We start from the raw sequence: 18,414 nt of genomic DNA, 5'->3' as shown, positions 1-18,414 counted from the left end.
AACAGGACTGCCGGGCACAGGCCGATCGCGCGCCACTCTCGCCTACGAACCACAAGAACTGCTGACCGCGGTTGCACCCTCTCAACAACGCCTGCCACTATCGGAATTACCTGCGAAAGTGCACAAGGAGCATCGAAGTGGCCAATGGGGAACTGGCCGACGCGGTGACGACGTTCGAAGCCGAGCGGTCGCGCCTGTTCAGCATCGCCTACCGGTTTCTGGGGACTTTTGCCGACGCGGAAGATGTCGTCCAGGACACGTGGATCCGTTGGCAACGTACCGACCGCGGTGCTGTTCGCAACGCCGAAGCGTTCCTCGTCACCACTGCGAGCCGGCTGGCCCTTACCGCAGCCCGTTCCGCTAGGGCGCGACGTGAACTCTACGTCGGCCCGTGGCTGCCCGAGCCGATCCCGACAGGAGAGGACACGCAGGTCGCGGTGGAGCGGGGCGAAGCCCTCGAGCTGGCAGTCCTGCTGCTGCTCGAGCGGCTCACTCCGCAAGAACGGGCGGTTTACGTACTGAAGGAGGCGTTCGACTATCCGTATCGCGAAATCGCCGGGTTCCTTGACATCACCGAGGACCACGCCCGGCAGCTGAGCCGTCGGGCACGCGGGCACGTCGCACGCGAGCGCAGCGCCCGCGTCACACCCGCTGAACGCGACCGGCTGCTACAGGCGTTTCTCGCCGCCTCCCGGCGCGGAGACGTCGAAGGGCTGCAGAGCATGCTGACCGAGAACGCCTTGGCCTATTCGGACGGTGGCGGTGCAGTGACGGCGGCGCGGAAACCGATCGTTGGCCGCGAGCGCGTTGCGCAGTTCCTCACCCGCGCAGTCGGGATCCACGGCAGGGACGCAGACACGGCACTCGTCGAGGCGAACGGGCAGAACGTCGTTTTCGTTTCTCGTGCGGGCAAACCGGTCGCAGTATGCTGGGTAGACGCCTCACCCGAGGGAATCCACGAGGTCTGTCTTGTCGTGAACCCGACGAAGCTCGCCACGCTGGCAGCCGCCGCAGGATGAACCTTGTGCGGAAACCGAGGTGGACCACCGTGGACAAAGACCTGCCGCGACACGGATCGGAACGGAGCCCGGTAGGCATCGACCTGCACATCGACGTCGGCGCGGGTACCGAACCTCGGGCGCGGTCGATCGAATCCGCGCTGCGGGAGGCGGTGACCTCTGGCCGGCTGCCTGCGGGTACCCGCCTGCCCGGCACCCGCAGCCTCGCCGACGACCTGGGGATAGCGCGGGGAACAGTCGTCGAGGCCTACGCCCAGCTGGTGGCCGAAGGCTGGCTCGTCAGCACGACCGGCTCTGGTACCCGGGTCGCCGAAACCCGGCTTCCGTCGGCGAAAATCGCTCCTCGCCCTTCCTCGTCGAACATCCCCACGCGTCGGCTCATCGACCTGAGACCCGGCAGGCCGGATGTCAGCCTTTTCCCGCATGCCCTCTGGGCGGCCAGCGTCAAACGGTCGCTGGCGGCGGCGGACAACAGCAGCATGGATTACGGCGATCAGGCGGGCCTGAGGGTCCTGCGCGAGGCGGTCGCCATGTATGTCTCCCGGACCCGAGGGGTTCGCGCCGAGGCCCGTGCCGTCGTGGTCACGAGCGGCTTCACCCACGGCCTGGCGTTGTTGTCCCGCGCACTGCGTGAATTGGGGGTTCGCACGATCGCCACGGAGGATCCGGGGCTCGCCCACCACCGGCGGATGATCCACGGTGCCGGGCTGGTGACCTCACCCCTTACCGTCGGTCCGCACGGCGCCGACCCGGCTGGCATCCCCCCGGACGCGAGGGCAGTGCTGCTGACGCCTGCCCACCAGCACCCTCGCGGTGTCGTGCTGAGTCCCGCGCTGCGCTCCGCTTTCCTCGACTGGGCGAGTGTCCTCGACGGCTTCGTCATCGAGGACGACTACGACGGCGAGTTCCGGTACGACAAGCAGCCCATGGGGGCCATGCAGGCGCTGGACCCCGAGCGGGTTGTCTTCGCGGGAAGCACCAGCAAGGCATTGGCGCCCGGACTGCGGATCGGCTGGTTGGTCCTGCCGGAACGCCTCCGCATCCCGGTACTGGAGGCCATCACGGCCACCGGAGCCACTGTCGGCGCACCGGACCAGCTCGCGCTCGCTGACCTGCTCGAACGCGGCGACTACGACCGACACGTCCGCGGCGCCCGGCAGAACTACCAGAAGCGGCGAGCCGAGTTGTCCACCCGGCTCGCCGACCTCACCGACGTCCCCCTCGAAGGCGTCCCGGCCGGACTGCACGCGCTGCTCCCTTTGTCCTCCTGGCAGGAGGAGAAGCGCCTCGTCGACGCCGGGCTGGCCGCGGGCGTCCGCCTGATGGGCTTGCACGCCACCGGCTACTGGCAGTCCCCCGGCTGCGGGAACGCCGGGCTCATCATCGGCTACGCCACCCCACCGCAGCACTCGTGGCGCCCCGCGCTCGACGCCCTCTCCCACGTCCTCGACGGAGCCGCGATCACCCCGTGGTGTGGGCGATCCGCCAGCTCCCGGCCCGTCTCCCCTACGGACGCGGGAACTTCTCCTCACTAAACTCCTCCCGCCACGACACGCGACTCGGCGTCCAACCCAACTCTTTGCGTGCGCGGGAGTTGTCCGCACCCCTCGCCCAACCCGCTCGCTCTCCCTCGGTTCGAACCGGTTCCGGGACACCGACTGCGGCGCAGAACACCGGCACCCACTCGTGGCCCGCTGCGGGTTCGTCGTCGCAGATGTTGACCGGGCCCGACGGCCACGACAGCGCGGCGACAGCGGCGGCGGCAGCGTCGTCGACGTACACGAAGCTCGAGATGTCCGCGTTCGCGGGCAGCTTTCCGGCCTGGGCGAGCTGGGCCATGAGGCCGCCAGGCTCGTACCAGGTGCCCGGGCCATACAGCGTGCCGTAGCGCAGGACCACCCATTCGGGCATCTGCGCGACCGAATTCTCCAGGTTCGCCACGCCCTCGACCGTGCCCAGCCGGTCAGGCCCGCCGTCGAGGTCGAGCGGCGTGTCCTCAGTGGCGGGCTCGGCACCCGGCGCGTAGGCCCACGAGATGCTCTGGGCGATCATCCGCCGTACCCCGGCCACCTTCGCGGCGCCGACCAAATTGCGGGTGCCGACCGTGCGCACCTTTGCGTTCGCGGCGCGGTTGCCCGAACTCAGGTCGGTCAGCTGGTGCATTACGACATCCGGCTGCGCGGCGCGGATGTTCTCGGTGAGCGCGGGCGCGTCGTACACGTCGCCGAGGACGGCGATCGCACCCAGTGCACCGATCTTGTCGTGTGAGTCCTGGCTGCGTGCCAGGCCGACCACCTCGTGGCCCTCGGCGAGCAGCGCGGGGATCACCCAGCGACCGACGACGCCGGAGGCACCGGCGAGGAAGATCCGCATCGTCATCTCCTCCTCAGCGCCCGGCCGGACGCGGCGCGCGGCGATCCTGGCGCTCGGCCAGCTCCTCGGGGCTTACGAACGTCAGCATCTCCTGACCCGGCGCGCAGATCATCACCACCACGAACCGGCTCCACGAGTCGGCGAGGTTGTTCGCGGCCTGGTAGTGGATCACGTCGCCGCCCGGCTCCCAGAACGCTTCGCCAGCCCTGATCACACGCTCGGGCTCGCCCTCAAGCTCAAAGATCATTTCGCCCTCCAGCATGTAGCCGAAGACCGGTCCGGAGTGCCGGTGCGGCGGAGTGCCCGAGTCGCCGGGCGGCAATTCGATCGTCGCGGTCATCACGTGCGAATCGTCCGCAATGGACGGAGTCTGCGAGAGCAGCAGATTGATCACGGAGTTTGTTTTGGGTTGTGTCTCAGTCATGCTTCCACGCTAGGCCGCGCCCGGGGGGTCCGGTAGCCCACTTCACATCCGCCACTTTGGACCGGTGCACTCGACAGGTGTTCCCCCGGAACACGCGCGGTGGATCTCCGAGAACGTGGCACACCAGACGTCGCCGAAACCTCGGAGATACCGTAGGAATTCCTCAAAGGCGGCGATGTGGTGCGCCCGGCCGATCACCTGCGGGTGCACCGTGAGCGTGTAGACGCCACCTGGCACGCGCTGGTGCGCGTAATCGAAAATCTCCCGCCACCACTGGAAACCCGGCCGGTGGTCGGCTACACACGACCAGTCGTCCAGATATCCCAACACCGGGATCTCGAGCACGCCAAACCGATCGCTCGGGTGGTACGGCTCGAATTCCGTCCCCATGAGCGAACTGTCCCAAGCAAATCCGGTCTCCTCGAGAATCTCGAGCGTGGCCTCGGTGAAGGCCCACTCCGGCGCGCGGAAGCCAGCCGCTCGGCAGCCGACGACCCTGTCGTAACACGCGAAAGAGCTGGGCAGTATCGCGTCGGACGTGACGGACGCGGTCACGGTGATTCGGAACGACGCACCACCGGATCGGCGCCACCCCTTCACTGTGACGGACGACGCACGGTGTCACGTTCCGCCGGGCTGTCCCGTCTAGTGGGTGATCCGTACTCGAGTGAAATGAGGGAAGACCGATGCGAGTGGCAGTCGCCGGCGGAACCGGCATGATCGGCACGCTGCTGGTGAGGGAGCTTACCGAGATCGGGCACGAGCCGGTCGTGCTGGCGCGTTCCCGCGGCGTCGACCTGACCACCGGCGAAGGGCTCGCCGAGAAGCTGGCAGGCTGCGAGGAGATCGTCGACGTCACCAACATCATGTCAGTACGCAAGAAGCCCTCGGTCGAGTTCTTCGCTGCAGCGACGCGGAACCTGCTCGACGCCGGCTCGGCGGCCGGAGTCCAGCACGTGATTGCGCTGTCCATCGTCGGCATCGACGACGTCGACCTCGGCTACTACTTCGGCAAGCGCGAGCAGGAAGAGCTGGTCCGCCAAGGCCCGATCCCCTGGACGATCCTGCGGGCTACCCAGTTCCACGAGTTTCCGGAGCCCCTTCTGGACGGCGCTCACGGGCCGTTCGTGGTCGTGCCCCGTGAGCTGTCCCAGCCCGTCGCGGCGGAAGAAGTCGCTCACGCGCTGGCAACCCAGGTCGGACAGGCGGCGGCCGGTTACCTGCGACCGCTGGCCGGGCCCGAGCAGCTTCAGATGACCGACATGACGCGCCGCCTGGTCAAGGCGCGAGGTGCGCGCAAGATCGTGGTGTCCGTGCGGATGCCGGGCGCGGTCGGCAAGGCGATGACCGGTGGCGCGCTCCTCCCCAAGGAGGAGTACACCTGCGGCAAGCGCACCTTTGCCGAGTACCTGCGTCGGGTCGAGAAGGACGCCGCACGGGCCTAAGCCGATGACCGCGCTATCCAGACCAGCTCCGGCGCGCCACCGCGTCGCGATCCTCGTGTTGCCGGGCACCGTCGGCGTGGATCTCGCGGTGCCTCTGCAGGTTTTCGGCTCCTGGCCCGACTTCCTCGTGGACGAGGCGCCACGCCTGCGCGAACCCTACTCGGTCGTGCTCGCCGGACCGAACCTCCGGCCGCAGATCGGTGCCGCTCTGGTGGCGACGCGGGTCGAGCCGCTGTCCGCTTTGGACGATGCTGACACCGTCATCGTCCCGGGGCGCCAACCGCTGGACGAGCCGCTTCCTCGGGAGGTCCGGGCGGCGCTGCGCGACGCCGCTGCGAGGGGAGCGCGAATCATTTCGATCTGCGTCGGGGCGTTCGTGCTGGCCGAGGCCGGGCTGCTCGACGGTAGGCCAGCGACCACCCACTGGCGTGACGCCGCAGAACTGCGCCGTCGGTATCCGTTCATCGACGTGCGCGAGAAACAGCTGTACGTCGACGACGGGCAGATCCTGACCTCTGCCGGCCTGCTCGCCGGTGTCGACCTGTGCCTGCACGTGCTGCGTTGCGACCTGGGTTCCACCGCGGCCGACGCGGTCGCGCGCTTCCTGGTCAGCGCCCCGCACCGGGACGGGGACCACCCCCAGCTCGTCCAGCGCCCCGTTGGCTTCGCGGGCGATTCGCTCGAGCGCACCCGACAGTGGCTGCGGGAAAACCTGGCGAAACCGCACACGCTAACCACCATCGCGGCCCACGCCGGCGTGAGCGTGCGCACACTCACACGGCGGTTCCAATCCGAGACCGGGATGACGGCGATGCACTGGCTCACCCGCCAGCGCGTCGCGCGGGCACGCCGCCTGCTGGAGACCACCGACCGCCCCGTCGGGCTGATCGCCCGCGAGGTCGGCTTTTGCTCCGACGAGATGTTCCGCATCCACTTCGCCGACGCGACCGGGACGACACCGGCGCGCTACCGGCGCGAACACCGCCATTCCGCAGCCCAGTCGGCCTGAGTGCCACCGGAAGGAAAACCGATGAACAATCTCGCCATCCGGCTCACCTTGGTGATCCCGTTCTACGAGACGCTGATCGTGGGTGGCTGGAACCAGCTGTTCCCCCGCAGCTTCTACGACAACTTCCCGACCGTGGACCTGAACCCGCCGTTCAACGACCACTTCTCCCAAGACTTCGGCGGTGCGACGCTGGGCATCGCATTGGTGCTGGGCATCGCACTGGTAAAGCCAAAAACCCACTACGCCGTGCCTGCGGCACTGGCGTACTCGATCTTCTCCATACCGCATTTCTTCTACCACCTGCTGAACACGTTTCCCCCGAGCCCGGCGCAGACGGTCTTCCTCCACACCGTCAACGCCGTGGTGGCAATCCTCGGCCTCTGTCCCATCGTCCTCGCCGTCCTGCGGGACCGGCGAGTCACAAAGGGCGCAGCAGCAACCTGACCGCACCCGTCGCTGGATCGTCCAACAGGGTCCCGGCGACACCGAAGACGTCGCGCAGCAGCTCCGGGCCGAACACGTCCCGGGGCCGCCCTGCACAGCAGACCAGTCCTCGGTTCAGCACGAGGACAGTGTTGGCATATTGGGCTGCGAGGTCAAGGGAGTGCAGCGCCGCGAGCACTGTTATGCCCAGCGCGGCGGCTAGCTCCAGCATCGCGATCTGGTGGCGGGGATCGAGGTGGTTGGTCGGCTCGTCGAGCACCAGCAGCCGCGGCTGCTGGGCGAGCGCGCGCGAACAGTACCTGCTGGCGTTCCCCACCAGACAATGTGGACAGTGGACGGTCGGCCAGGTGGCTGCAGCAGTGTCCGCCCAAACCAACACCAGGGCGCCCAGCAATGCAGCGGCCGCCACCGCGCGCCGGTGGTCCGCGCCGACCAGCAGGCGCGTCAGATTCGGCACGACCAGGCCGATGAAACCGATGCTGCCCGCGACCGCGACAGCCGTCCCTGTCAACAGGGTGACAAATACCAGCAGCACGAGCCGCGGCCGCGACGCGTCAAGGCCGAGCGCCGCCGCGCCGCCGCGCACTCACCGTGGTGGTCGGCGCGCCGGAAGCGCACCCGGAGGCGAGCAGGCCCGCCAGGATGGTCAGAACGAGCGCGGTTCGGACAAACGCACAGCTCACCTCTCGGCTCGGTTCCTCAAGAATGGTCAGGTAAACCGGTGTCGTGGTTCGCTGCAGGCCGGAACCGTTGGTACTCCAGCACTTCCGCCACACGGTCGGCCGCAGCCCGGCCCTCGATCCGCTCGACCAGCCACAGCCCGAGGTCGATGCCGCTGGTGATTCCGCCGGAGCTGATCACGTCTCCCGCATCGACGACGCGGTCGGTCACCACGTTGGCCCCCATCCGGTGCAACCGGTCGAGCGACGCGTGGTGCGTGGTGACGGGACGAGTGCCGAGCACTCCGGCCTGTGCGAGCAGTAATGCCCCGGTGCACACCGAAACGAGCGCGGTACCCGAGGCTGCTGCGGCGGCGAGCGGAGCGGACCAGGCACCGGAGGTGAGCTGGCCCCCCACTCCCGTCTTGTCCCCCGACCCACCACCGGGGACCACCAGATAATCGGCGCCCGGCTGGTACACCCTGTCCGGCACGATGGACACGCCATGGGCAGTGACGATGTTCTGCCGCGTCAGCGTGACGGTGTGGAGCTCGATGGGCGCACCCCGTTTTCGGGCAATACCGAGCGCTTCTAAGGGTCCGAACACATCGAGGTCGTCACAGCCGTCAAAGAGCACGAGATCCGCCTTGACGGTGGTGCGGGGTCCGGTCATACCCCGGAGCATGCCGGGGCATGACCGGACCCGGACACCACCCATCCGGCCGTTCTTCCCTGGGATCGAGCCACATCCGTCGAACAATGCGCGCAGAGCTTGCTCCCGGACGTCCTAGATTCCTAGCGTCCTGATTTGGCAATTCTGTTCTGTTTGTCGTGCGGGAAGGGAACGCACCATGTGGACTGATGTCGGCGCCTCTGCGTTCCGGCTGCTGGCCAACGTCGCCGGAGCGTTGACGGCAGGTGGCGCGGTGTTCACGGCGTTCGTGATGCCGGGACCGGCGTCCGGAGCCGTCTCCCCCGCCGCCCTCGCGGCGCTGCGCCCCGTACGGTGGGCGGCCAACGTCTGGGCGGTGGCAGCCGGCGCGATGGTGCTGCTTTCCCCCACGCAGCCGACGGCCTGGCTGATCACCTTGGCGCTGGCCGCTGCGGTGGCGCTGGCGGCCTGGACGCTGGTCTCGTGGCGCGCGGTCGCGCTGATGTCCGTGGTTGCTGTGGCGGCGCTGCTGCCTCCGGTGGTCGTCGGCCACGTCGCGGTGGGTGCGTGGCACGACGTCGCCACCAACAGCATCGTGTGGCACGTCACCGCGGCGGCAGTGTGGACGGGGTCGGTGGCGGCACTGATCTCCTGGGCACGCCGGGGTGAACCGAGCCCGCTGGTGCTGCGCCGCTACCGGCGGCTGAGTCTGGTCTGCGCCGTGGTCACCCTGTTCTCCGGCGGGATCAGCGGATTCCTGCTGACGGGCCCCGACGGGCTCACGAGCGGTTACGGAGTGCTCCTTCTCGTCAAGATCGCCGCCACAGCAGCGCTGCTCGCGATTGTCGCTTGGGCCCGCAGCCACTGGGGCGCGACCACTGCCGTGCGCATCGCGGGGGTCGAACTTGCGCTGCTTGCCGCGGCGACCGCGTTGTCGGTGGGGCTCGCCCAATTGACACCGCCGACGTTCTTCTGGCGCATCACCTCCACGCAGAACACAATCCTCGGTTACGAACTCCCCGACCCGCCCAGCCTGGCCGGACTCCTGCTGCACTGGCGACCTGACCTGCTGTTCGGGGTGGTTGCCGTGCTCGCCGTCGTGGCCTACCTCGCCGGAATGCGCCGGCTGCATGGCCGGGGCGACGCATGGCCGAGAGGCCGCATGTTCGCCTGGATCACAGGCTGGTCGCTGATCCTGGTGTCGACGTCATCCGGGCTCGCGGTGCACGCACCGGGTTCCTTCAGCCTGCACATGGTCGTCCACATGCTGCTGAACATGTTGGCGCCAGCGCTGCTGGCGGTCGCGGGTCCGGTCACGCTGGCGCTGCGCGCGCTCCCGGCGACCGGGAAGGACGGCCCGGCCGCCGCCCGTGCGTGGCTCGTCGCCGCGCTGCACGCGCCAGTCACCAGGTTCGGAGCCCATCCGCTAGTCGCGTTCGTAGTGTTCGTCGGGTCGTACTATTTGCTTTACTTCACTGGGCTGTTCCCGGCCGCGATGCAGCAGCACTGGGCGCGCCAGCTGATGAATGTCCACTTCGTCCTCACCGGTTACCTGTACTACTGGGTGGTCGTCGGCGTCGACCCGGCGCCGCGACCGTTGCCGCACGCGGCGAAGCTCGGCGTCCTGTTCGCGGCGTCGCCCTTCCACGTCACATTCGCGGTCCTCGTCCTAAACGCCCAGGACGTGCTCGGCGAGCGGTTCTACCAGGCCCTCGGTCTCACCTGGCAGACCGATCCGCTCGCAGACCAGCGGCTCGGTGGCGGGATCGCGTGGGCCGGTGGGGAGCTCCCGCTCCTGGTCACCGTTTTGCTGCTGCTCGTGCAGTGGAGCCGCCACGACGACCGGCTCGAACGCCGCCGGGCGAGGACCGGGATCGGCGGGCTCGACGACAACCACCACGCTCTCCTCGAAACGCTGGCCACACGGAAGGTCCTGCCATGAAGGCGATTGCGGGTTCCCTGCGGACGGACCTGGTGATCGGCGGGATGACGTGCGCCGCCTGCGCCACGCGCGTCGAGCGGGCGCTCAACCGAATCGACGGGGTCGACGCCACAGTGAACTACGCCACCGAAAAGGCGTCAGTGAGGTACTCCCCGGCTGTGTCCGCGGTCACGCTGACCGGCGCGGTACAGGCGGCGGGCTACACCGCCGCACCGGCTTCGCCCGGGCTCGACGAAGACCGTCACGGGGCGCGGGCCCGGGACCTGCGGCGGCGGATGGCCGTCGCAGCGGTGCTGACGTTCCCGCTGTGCGACTTCTCGATCACGCTTGCGCTGGTGCCAGGACTGCGGTTCCCAGGCTGGGAAGCGCTCTGCCTGCTGCTGGCCTTCCCGGTGGTCTTCTGGTGCGCCGCGCCGTTCCACCGCGCGGCGCTAGTGAATCTGCGGCACCGCGCGTCCAGTATGGACACCTTGGTGTCGCTGGGGGTGCTCGCCGCGTTCGGCTGGTCGACGTGGCCTCTCGTGACGGGATCCGGTTCTCCGGCCCCGGCTTGGTTCGGCCTGGACGTGGGCGGGGCCAGTACGCTCTACTTCGACGTCGCCGCTGGGGTCACCACTTTCCTGCTCTCCGGCCGGTATTTCGAGGCGCGGGCGAAGACCGGGGCGGCGAGTCTGCTCACGGCGCTCGACGCCCTGACGGTCAAGCAGGTCTGCGTCGTGCGCGAAGGCGCGGAGGTCCTGGTCGACGTTGCTTCGCTCCGGCATGACGACCTCTTCGTCGTGAAGCCCGGCGAACGGCTGGCCGCTGACGGAGTGGTCGTGTCGGGTCGCTCGGCCATCGACACGAGCGCGGTGACCGGCGAGCCGCTCCCGGCGGAGGCCGGCCCTGGCGACCGGGTGCTCGGCGGCACGACCACGCTGAACGGGCGGCTGGTCGTCACCGCCACCGACGTCGGCGAGGCATCGCAGGTCTCGCGGATGGCCGCCCTGGCCGAGCGAGCACTGGCCGACAAAGCGCGGGTGCAACGGCTCGTCGACCGGGTATGCGCGGTGTTCGTTCCGGTAGTTCTCGCGAGCGCGCTGGCGACCTTCGCGGGCTGGCTGCTGACCGGCCACGAGGTGGGCGACGGGTTCGCGGCCGCTGTCTCGGTGCTGATCATCGCCTGCCCGTGCGCGCTCGGCCTGGCCACGCCCACCGCACTGCTGGTGGGGATCGGGCGGGGTGCGCAGCTGGGCATCCTCGTGACGAGCACCGAGTCGCTCGAAGTGACGCGCGCCGTCGACACCGTTGTCCTCGACAAGACAGGCACCCTGACGACCGGACGGATGACGGTCACCACAGTGCATGCTTTCGGCATTTCCCGTGACGAGCTGCTCCGGCTCGCCGGAGCCGTCGAGTCGGGCTCGGAGCACCCGCTCGGCGTGGCCATCACCGCGGCTGCGGGACCGGTCGCCGCGGCCGACGACTTCCGGGCTCTGCCGGGGCTCGGTGTACGCGGCCGCGTCGACGACGCCGTCGTGACCGTCGGCGCAGTGCCGGATGGCCTCGCTGTCCCAGCGGATGTGGCAGCCGCCGCCGAACAGTCCCGTGTGGACGGAGCAACGGTCGTCTTCATCACCCGGGACGATGCTGTCGTCGGCTTCCTCACCCTCTCCGACCAACTCCGCGATTCGGCGCGCGAGGGAGTGCGTGAACTACACCGGCTGGGGCTGCGCACGCTCCTGCTCACCGGCGACCACGAGGCCGCTGCCCGCGCCGTCGCGGACAACATCGGTGTCGACGAGTGGCGCGCCGGCGTGCTGCCCGCCGACAAGGCGAGCACCATCCGGGAACTGCAGGACGCGGGCCGATGCGTGGCGATGGTCGGCGACGGAATCAACGACGCCGCAGCGCTGGCGACCGCGGACCTCGGTATCGCCATCGCCGACGGGACCGACCTGGCCATGAAAGCCGCCGACGTCATCCTGGTCCGTGACGACCTCCGAGCGGTCGCCGACACCATCCGGCTGGCGCGACGCACCGTCACCACAATTCGGGGGAACCTGGCGTGGGCCTTCGCCTACAACATCGCGGCTATCCCGTTGGCAGCCCTCGGACTGTTGAATCCGCTGATCGCCGGCGCTGCGATGTCCCTGTCATCGGTGCTGGTGGTGTCGAACAGCATGCGGCTGCGTTCGTTCACCAGTCACTCTTCTTAGGACACGTCATGCCGTAGGCACGCGAAGCCCGACGACAGCACCGGCGCGCCACCGGCCAGCACCGGTATGGCGTTCTTCGGGCCGGCAGGGTGGACGGGTCTCCGGAACGCACTACTCCGCAGCCAAAGCGGGCGTGCTCGTTCTGGCGAAGGTGTTCGCCCGTGAGCTCACCTCGTGTGGCACGACCGTCTTTGCGGTCTCGGTCCGGTCGCCGGTCATTGACGGCCTCCCTGCCCGAAGCGCTGAGCAGGCTCGCGTCAGCTGTCTCGGTCGGACGCTTGGGAACCCCGGGGGAAGTGGCTGCGCTCGTCACTTATCTGGTGAGTGAAACCGCAGGACACATCACCGGTGCGAACTTCGACATCAACGAGGGTCTTTCATGCGCTGACGGCACGAGGGTTTTCGAGCCCACTCGCGGGTACGAATCGAGCAATCGTCAGGCGACCTGGATGGAGCGGATGGAATTGTTGCCGACCATCCCGTCGACGGCGGTGGTGACGGTCGTGTCGGGGTGGTCGGCGGCACCTAGGGTGAGCAGAAGCGGGACGAAGTGCTCGGCGGTGGGATGGGCGATGTCGGCACTGGGTGCTTTGTTGTGGTAGTCGGCGAGAGCGTCGATGTCGCCTCGGGCGAGTGCATCGGCGGCCCAGGTGTCGAAGGCCTGGGTATATCCGGCGAGTGCAGGGCTGCGCACGGCTGCGAAGCTGTGGGTCATGAATCCGGAACCGATGACGAGAATGCCTTCCTCGCGCAAAGACCGCAGCCGCTGCCCGAGGGTGAACAGCTCCGCGGGGTCGAGCGTGGGCATGCTGAGCTGGATGACCGGGACGTCGGCGGCCGGGTACATGGCCATGAGCGGAATGAATGCCCCGTGGTCTAGGCCGCGGCGCGTGTGCTGGTGCACCTCGGTGGTGTCGGCCAAGGTGGCGGTGACGCGCCCAGCGAGCGCGGTGGCGTCCGGTGTCGAATAGGGCAGCGTGTAATAGTGCGGGTGGAACCCACCGAAGTCGTAGTACAAAGGAGTTCCGGCCGCCGGGTTGGTGATGGCGAGGGGGGCGTCCTCCCAATGCGCCGACACAACCACGATGGCGCGGGGCTTGGGCATGGTCTGCGCCCAGGTGTACAAGTCGTTCAGCCACGGCGAGTGGTCGAGGGTCGGTGGGGCGCCGTGGCTGACGAACAGCGCGGGCAGCGGCCCGTCACTGCTGCCCCAGGTGCGTTGCGCACGAGCCTGCGGCAGCACACGGGCCACCAGCTCGTGGTAGGCGCCAGCTGGATTCTTCGGGTGCTCGTGGAGTGCGTCGATCACGATCGATCCTTCTCTTGCTTGGGTATGGGTCAGCCTGCGACACACCGAGTGCAGGCTGTCAATCCCAGCCCGTACCCGGATTCGGCGCTCCCGGGAATACATCGCGCCTGAGCCGTTGAGATCTCGCCGAAACTCCTCGCCAAACCGGGGCAACGCCATATCCGCGAGTAGGGTGAGGAGCGCGCCGACACCAGACGTTAGCGGTGATTCGTGTGTCAGATGAATCCTTGTCGTAGTGCCCAGGCTACGGCGTGGGTGCGGTTGTGGAGGTGGAATCGTCCGGTCACACCTTTGAGGACGTTTTTCACGGTGCGCGACGAGTAGGCCATTTTCTGAGCGATTTCTTCGGTGTTGAGGCCGTCGGCGGCCAGTTGCAGGAGGCGGATCTCCCTGGGGTTCAGCGGTGCCAGACATTGGGACGGATACGGCGGCATGGGCTTGTGCGACGGAGTGGCTGGGGGGACGCAGGGCGGTGGCTGGAAGTCGCTGATCGGCTCGCTGCGGGCGATGGCTGCGACCATATGGGTGAGTTGTTCCTGGTTGGCCTCAGTGCGGCGTACTAGTGCCAGCACCCCGTGCGCCAGCAAGTAGGGCAGTGTCACTGCACCGACGATGTCCAGTACGAGCCCGACTTGTGTCCGGCTGCGCCGCAATCGGCGCAGCAGTCTCAGGACGGGATCGTCGATTTGGTGCGCGACGATCAGTGAGACTCGGGCGCGGGAGGTTGCGACAGCGGGAACCAGCTCGATGTTCGCATCGTGTTCCAGTGCGGTGAGAACCGCTGCCTTCATGATCCCGTCGTCGGCGTAGACGGTCACGGATACGCGGGCTGACGTATCTGGTGGGCTGTGTGCAGGTGTTCCGTTGCCTCGGACAACCTGGCGCCGCATGGCTGCCAGATCCATCTTGTCCCGCCGAGCCAGTTCGCATCCTGCCGTTTCGGGCATGTGGGGTCTCCACGAATCCGATTTCCAGATCGATAGCACGCGGTTCCTCAGCGTCGGCGCGGACCGCTTCCCGGGCCACCTGGCGGGACCGTGACGACACCAACCATGAAGTGGGCGGCCTCTGGCATGAAGGGCGGCGTATGCGTCAGCAGGTTGTCGTAGGTGGTTCCTGAGTCGGATGGAAGTCTCATGGGTAGAGGCTACTCCGGCCGCGAGCGGGACTGTCGATCCAATTGCTGCTGTTTTTCTTGGACCAGTTGGCGTGTAAAGGTTTTTCCATCGTCGAGTGCCGAATATGGACATCGATTATCCTGGATATTTGTGTGGATCCTGTGAGCCGTGAGCTCATGCCTCCGTGAACTCCACCGGGAGTTCGTCGGCGGGGTTCGCACGGACGCAGTGAGGGCATCGCGAGACATCACCACGACACGCCACAAGCAAGGCTGCGGCCAGCAGACATGAACGGCCACCTCCGGTGCTCCTTCCGGGGCCAGCGACCGTTCTGTCCTCAGTGGCGCCGAAGCGGGACTCGGTACTTGGTTGGAGTCGGCGCGACGCAACACCCTCAATCGGACCGCGGACTCCGGGTCCCCGCCGTTGACTTCCGATTCCGTTGACGTGGACTCCGACGAAGACGCATTGGCCGCCTACAACGCCATGCTGGCCCGTCTGCACGATTCGTCACAAAAGTCGCAGCCGGGTCCGGATCGGCATCGCCCGCGGAAAGTCGAGTAGGTCACAAGCCGGGAACTCCGGGGCGTGGGTGTCCGACCTGCTGACTGGACGCAGACCGCTGGTGAGGCGAGCGGCCCTAGCGGGTGGAGAGGACACGCATGACGCCGATGATGAGCATGTCGTTGCTGCCGACCTGGTTGCGGTTGGTGTGGGCGGTGATGTTCGTCGGTGTCCTCGTCGTGCATGCGTGGCTCATGCGGGCGCAGGCCCGGTGGTGGCACGTCGGCCACTGCATCATGGCCGTGGGAATGCTCGGAATGCACCTCGTGCCGCACATGGCACATCCCGCGTTCTACCGAGTCGGGTCCGGTGTGGTCCTCGTCCTGGCAGCTGCGCAGGGGCACCGCGACAGTTGTCTTTCGCCGCCGCGAAGGGATGCTCAACCCGCTGTGGGTCGCGGCGACGATCGACGAACTGATCATGGTCTACATGCTGGTCTTCCCGATGGGAGGGTCTGCGGCGTTGACCTGGCTGCTGGTGGTCTACCTGGCGGTTCACGTCGTGGCATGGATCTTCGCGCTGTGGGGCCGTGCTCAGGTCTTCCGCCCCGGCGCGGTCGCCGGCTCCGGTGGAACCGTCCCCGCCGAGGGTGGCATGGCAGCCCGACAGGCGGTTGCGGTCGGTGGAGCTGGCCGTTGGGGGTATGACCTGCGCCGCGTGCGCGGCGCGGGTGGAGCGCAAGCTCAACAAGCTCGACGGGGTCACGGCGAGCGTCAACTTCGCCACGGAGAACGCGGCGGTGCAAGCCCCGCACGATGTCCCGGTCGATTCGCTGATCGCGGAGGTCGAACGCGCTGGCTACCAGGCGCAGTTGGTCGAAGCGGGCGAGGACGAGATCGATGACGGCCAGGTGCGCTACCTCTGGCGGCGGCTGGTGGTAGCGCTGCTGCTGGGAGCTCCGCTGGCGGACTTGTCGATCACGATGGCCTTGGTGCCATCCCTGCGGTTTCCGAGTTGGCAGTGGGTCCTGCTGGCGATGACGGTTCCGGTTGCGACGTGGTGCGCGTGGCCGTTTCACCGCAAGGCGCTGGTGAACGCGCGGCACGGTCGAGTTCGATGGACACGTTGGTGTCGTTGGGAATCGTCGCGGCCAGCTGCTGGTCGGTCTACACGATCTTCGCTCATGGCGGGACGTCGGCCGCGACCGATGGCGCGTGGGGTTTGTTGCTGCGCCCAGGCGGTTCCGTCGACCTGGACGTGGCGGCCGGGGTGACGACGTTCGTACTCGCCGGGCGGTTGTTCGAAGCGAAGGCGAAGCGCCGCGCCGGCGGGGCGCTCCGCGCTTTGGCCGCGATCGGCGCGAAGCATGTGGCGGTACTGCGCGATGGTCGGGAACAGTGCGTTCCCGTCGCCGATCTCCGCATCGAGGAGCACTTCGTGGTTCGGCCGGGCGAGACGATCGCCACCGACGGTGAGGTGCTGCGCGGGCACGGCGCGGTGGACACCAGCACGATGACCGGGGAATCCGCACCGATCGAGATCTCTCCCGGCGACGAGGTCATCGGCGGGACCGTTGCGCTCAGCGGCCGGGTGGTGGTGCGTGCCACCCGCGTGGGGGCAGACACCCAGCTGGCCCAACTGGTGCGGTTGGTCGAGCGGGCGCAGAACGACAAGGCCGGGATCCAGCGGCTGGCCGACCGGATCTCCGCCTGGTTCGTGCCCGTGGTGTGCGGGCTTGCCGTGCTGACGTTCCTGACGTGGTGGCTGCTCGGCGCTGCCGTGGAAGAGACGTTCAGCGCAGCGCTGGCGGTGCTGATCATCGCCTGCCCGTGCGCGCTCGGTCTGGCCACGCCGACCGCGCTGCTGGCCGCATCGGGCCGCGGCGCCCAGCTGGGCATTTTCATCAAGGGCCACCAGGCGCTGGAGTCGGCCCGAGCGATCGACACGGTCGTGCTGGACAAGACCGGCACGCTCACCACCGGGAGGATGTCCGTCGTCGACCTCCACCTCGCCGGAGGGGCTGATCGGGCGACGCTGCTGCGCCACGCCGGGGCGGTCGAGGACGCCTCGGAGCACGTGGTGGCGCGGGCTATCAGCGGTCTTGCGCGACAGGAATTCGATGAGCTGCCCGTGGTGGAGGACTTTTCCAGCCTGGCCGGGCTGGGCGCCTGCGGGGTGGTGGACGGTCGCGCGGTGCTGGTCGGCTCGGCCCGCATGCTGACCGAATGCGGCGTGGCGATCCCGGCCGAGCTCGACGATCAACGCATCCGGTATGAACATGCGGGGAGCACCACCGTCGTGGTGGCCGTGGACAACGTGGTCGCGGGAGTCTTGGCGGTGGCCGATACGGTGAAGCCGTCGACCGCCCCTGCCGTCGAACGACTGCACCGGCTGGGCCTGCGCACGGCGCTGCTCACCGGCGACAACGAAGCCACCGCGCGCGCAGTCGCCGCCGAGGTCGGCATCGACGAGGTCCTGGCCGAGGTGCTACCCGCTGACAAGGCCGCCACGATCGAAAAGCTGCGCGGACAAGGACGCACCGTGGCCATGGTCGGCGACGGCGTCAACGACGCACCGGCGCTCGCCCGGGCAGACCTCGGCCTTGCCGTGGTCACCGGCACCGACGTCGCACTCGGCGCGGCCGACCTGATCCTGGTCCGCGACGACCTCAACGTCGTGCCCAGCGCGGTCTCGCTGGCTCGCGCCACGCTGCGCACGATCCGCGGCAACCTGGTCTGGGCGTTCGGCTACAACATCGCAGCCCTGCCGCTGGCCGCGTTCGGCTTGCTCAACCCGCTGATTGGAGCAGGAGCCATGGCTCTGTCCTCGCTGTTCGTGGTGACCAACAGCCTGCGGCTACGCAAGTTCGGAGCTCCGGGCCGGTCCTAACGACGGTGCGGCATGGCCGCCAGCGTGGGCGGTACGCACCGCCTCATAGCCCTCCGGTGACACCAACCTGGACGCCACTGGGACGGACATGCAGGCGGCAAAAGCCAAGCCCCCGACGCATCCGATCGCGGCCACATCCGCAATCAGCCGCAGCAGCGGCGTTCCCAACCGAACCACGACACCCGGGTCGGAATTGCCCACCGCCGCATAGGGACCGGCCCCAGCCAGCAAGCTCGCGGACTTCACTCCGACTGCCGACGGCGCGACGACGAAGGACGCAACAGCAACCGATGCACGAGAACTCCAGCAACAGGCGCACCAGATCGACGAGCGTGAACAGGCCGAGCACGCCGAGAAGTACCCACCGAATCCCCAGGTCCGTCTTCCCCCCGACACCTGCTCACTCCGCGCCCGCGCGGTCCGCGATAC

At 68.2% G+C, this 18,414-nt stretch carries 14 protein-coding genes and 1 pseudogene; 8 read left to right on the top strand and 7 right to left on the bottom strand.

Going from position 1 to position 18,414, the window contains the following annotated elements:
* Positions 1 to 137: 137 nt before the first annotated feature.
* Together sigJ and pdxR are read left to right on the top strand one after the other, a co-directional pair.
* Complete coding sequence (gene sigJ, locus ACTWQN_RS16585; protein ID WP_443204380.1) at positions 138 to 1,019, top strand: RNA polymerase sigma factor SigJ; 882 nt, start codon at positions 138 to 140, stop codon at positions 1,017 to 1,019.
* 29 nt (positions 1,020 to 1,048) lie between these two features.
* Positions 1,049 to 2,554: a MocR-like pyridoxine biosynthesis transcription factor PdxR gene (gene pdxR, locus ACTWQN_RS16580; protein WP_443204379.1), complete on the top strand. Its 1,506-nt coding sequence runs from the start codon at positions 1,049 to 1,051 to the stop codon at positions 2,552 to 2,554.
* Here pdxR and ACTWQN_RS16575 read toward each other — a convergent pair.
* From ACTWQN_RS16575 to ACTWQN_RS16565, 3 genes are read right to left on the bottom strand one after another with little or no spacing between them, the layout of a single operon-like run.
* Positions 2,526 to 3,398, bottom strand: coding sequence for an NAD-dependent epimerase/dehydratase family protein (locus ACTWQN_RS16575; RefSeq protein WP_443204378.1), 873 nt, complete (start codon positions 3,396 to 3,398; stop codon positions 2,526 to 2,528). The genes pdxR and ACTWQN_RS16575 overlap by 29 nt on opposite strands.
* A 7-nt stretch (positions 3,399 to 3,405) precedes the next feature.
* Positions 3,406 to 3,816, bottom strand: coding sequence for a cupin domain-containing protein (locus tag ACTWQN_RS16570; RefSeq protein ID WP_443204377.1), 411 nt, complete (start codon positions 3,814 to 3,816; stop codon positions 3,406 to 3,408).
* A 42-nt stretch (positions 3,817 to 3,858) separates the two neighbouring features.
* The gene (locus tag ACTWQN_RS16565; protein ID WP_443204376.1) at positions 3,859 to 4,371 is read right to left on the bottom strand and encodes a polysaccharide deacetylase family protein; all 513 of its coding nucleotides are present in this window, start codon (positions 4,369 to 4,371) and stop codon (positions 3,859 to 3,861) included.
* A 131-nt stretch (positions 4,372 to 4,502) separates the two neighbouring features.
* Here ACTWQN_RS16565 and ACTWQN_RS16560 point away from each other — a divergent pair, with 131 nt between their 5' ends.
* The 3 genes from ACTWQN_RS16560 to ACTWQN_RS16550 are packed head-to-tail and all read left to right on the top strand — an operon-like array spanning position 4,503 to position 6,714.
* Positions 4,503 to 5,261 (top strand): SDR family oxidoreductase, encoded by a 759-nt coding sequence (locus tag ACTWQN_RS16560; RefSeq protein WP_443204375.1) that lies wholly within the window; start codon positions 4,503 to 4,505, stop codon positions 5,259 to 5,261.
* Between the two features lie 4 nt (positions 5,262 to 5,265).
* Positions 5,266 to 6,270, top strand: coding sequence for a GlxA family transcriptional regulator (locus tag ACTWQN_RS16555; RefSeq protein ID WP_443204374.1), 1,005 nt, complete (start codon positions 5,266 to 5,268; stop codon positions 6,268 to 6,270).
* Between the two features lie 21 nt (positions 6,271 to 6,291).
* Entirely contained in the window at positions 6,292 to 6,714 is a 423-nt protein-coding gene (locus tag ACTWQN_RS16550; RefSeq protein ID WP_443204373.1) for a hypothetical protein, read from the top strand.
* On the opposite strand, the gene ACTWQN_RS16545 is transcribed toward ACTWQN_RS16550, so the two are convergent.
* Positions 6,689 to 7,300 carry an iron chelate uptake ABC transporter family permease subunit gene (locus ACTWQN_RS16545; protein ID WP_443204372.1) on the bottom strand — a complete coding sequence of 204 codons (612 nt, stop codon included), beginning with the start codon at positions 7,298 to 7,300 and terminating at the stop codon, positions 6,689 to 6,691. The genes ACTWQN_RS16550 and ACTWQN_RS16545 overlap by 26 nt on opposite strands.
* Before the next feature lie 113 nt (positions 7,301 to 7,413).
* A complete protein-coding gene (locus tag ACTWQN_RS16540) occupies positions 7,414 to 8,046 on the bottom strand; it encodes a DJ-1/PfpI family protein (RefSeq protein WP_443204371.1) in 633 nt (210 codons plus the stop codon).
* 178 nt (positions 8,047 to 8,224) lie between these two features.
* Here ACTWQN_RS16540 and ACTWQN_RS16535 point away from each other — a divergent pair, with 178 nt between their 5' ends.
* Together ACTWQN_RS16535 and ACTWQN_RS16530 are read left to right on the top strand one after the other, a co-directional pair.
* Positions 8,225 to 9,967: a cytochrome c oxidase assembly protein gene (locus ACTWQN_RS16535; RefSeq protein WP_443204370.1), complete on the top strand. Its 1,743-nt coding sequence runs from the start codon at positions 8,225 to 8,227 to the stop codon at positions 9,965 to 9,967.
* The gene (locus ACTWQN_RS16530; RefSeq protein ID WP_443204369.1) at positions 9,964 to 12,165 is read left to right on the top strand and encodes a heavy metal translocating P-type ATPase; all 2,202 of its coding nucleotides are present in this window, start codon (positions 9,964 to 9,966) and stop codon (positions 12,163 to 12,165) included. The genes ACTWQN_RS16535 and ACTWQN_RS16530 overlap by 4 nt, the downstream gene beginning before the upstream one ends.
* Positions 12,166 to 12,601: 436 nt before the next feature.
* Here the strand turns inward: ACTWQN_RS16530 and ACTWQN_RS16525 are convergent, their stop codons facing one another.
* Both ACTWQN_RS16525 and ACTWQN_RS16520 read right to left on the bottom strand, forming a co-directional pair.
* Positions 12,602 to 13,474 (bottom strand): DODA-type extradiol aromatic ring-opening family dioxygenase, encoded by an 873-nt coding sequence (locus ACTWQN_RS16525; RefSeq protein ID WP_443204368.1) that lies wholly within the window; start codon positions 13,472 to 13,474, stop codon positions 12,602 to 12,604.
* A 215-nt stretch (positions 13,475 to 13,689) separates the two neighbouring features.
* Positions 13,690 to 14,292 (bottom strand): helix-turn-helix transcriptional regulator, encoded by a 603-nt coding sequence (locus ACTWQN_RS16520; RefSeq protein WP_443204367.1) that lies wholly within the window; start codon positions 14,290 to 14,292, stop codon positions 13,690 to 13,692.
* A 1,507-nt stretch (positions 14,293 to 15,799) separates the two neighbouring features.
* Here ACTWQN_RS16520 and ACTWQN_RS16515 point away from each other — a divergent pair.
* A pseudogene (locus ACTWQN_RS16515) lies at positions 15,800 to 17,985 on the top strand (heavy metal translocating P-type ATPase).
* Positions 17,986 to 18,414: the final 429 nt, after the last annotated feature.

It is taken from the genome of Saccharopolyspora antiqui (genome assembly GCF_052246905.1).
Taxonomy (GTDB): domain Bacteria; phylum Actinomycetota; class Actinomycetes; order Mycobacteriales; family Pseudonocardiaceae; genus Saccharopolyspora.
Note: the sequence above shows the minus strand (reverse complement) of the source record. Positions and strands in the feature narration are given on the sequence as shown.